Genomic DNA, 790 nt, shown 5'->3' with positions numbered 1-790 from the left:
CTCTAGGTGTGGTGTTAATCGTTGAAGAGGGTCTCGATGATGTCGTCGGCGATGAATCTCGAGTGCAGGATCGGGCGTTTCGCTGGATCGATACTCGGTGGTGGGACCGCGGCGGGTCGACCACAGTTGAGCATTGTGATTTCCCAGTCCGACCGGTCCAGCAGGTGATGATGCGCTGAACACAACAGGCAGAGGTTGTTGATATCAGTCTTTCCACCGGCCGCGTGGGGCACGACGTGGTTGACGTCGCACCATCCGGGTGGGGAGTCACAGCCGGGGAAGATGCAGCCGCGGTCGCGGGCGGTGATGATCGCGGTCTGGTGTTTGTTCGCGAACCTGTTCTCGGTTCGAACGGCCACGGTTCGTCCGGTGTCGTCCATGAGGTTGAAGAACACGCGCCCGTCCAGTCCCCGGGAGGTGACTTCGCCCAGTGGGATCCGGTCTCCGGCCCCGGTGCGGGCTTCCCCGGTACCGGTGGCGATATCGGTGGCTTTGGCGCTGATGACCAGGGCGTAGGGAGAGCCTTTCTCGGCTTCTTTCATACTGATACGCCCGATGAGGGTGGCGAAGCGTTCGTAGATCCAGGTGCGTGCCGTGGGTTGGGCGTCGGTGACGTTGACCTCGGTGCCATCGGTACGCACCCCGTATCCCGGACGCCCCGAAGTAGCAGCGCTGCTGGTTGTGCAATCGTCTGTGTTGGCAGGAGCGTCGGTGGTCTCGCCAGTGGGGTCGGGGGTGGTGGCGTCGAAGACGGCCCAGGGTGGGGCGTCGTGGCGGTCGCCGGTGAACA

Annotated in this window: 1 protein-coding gene; it reads right to left on the bottom strand. The window is 63.4% G+C overall.

The genetic code is table 11. The features are described from left to right. Nucleotides 1-14 precede the first annotated feature (14 nt). A partial coding sequence (locus CV023_RS18695) for an HNH endonuclease signature motif containing protein (RefSeq protein ID WP_230748579.1) occupies nucleotides 15-790 on the bottom strand: 776 nt, incomplete at its 5' end.

Origin of the sequence: Brevibacterium sp. CCUG 69071 (assembly GCF_021023135.1) — a bacterium.
GTDB lineage: Bacteria > Actinomycetota > Actinomycetes > Actinomycetales > Brevibacteriaceae > Brevibacterium.
Note: the sequence above shows the minus strand (reverse complement) of the source record. Positions and strands in the feature narration are given on the sequence as shown.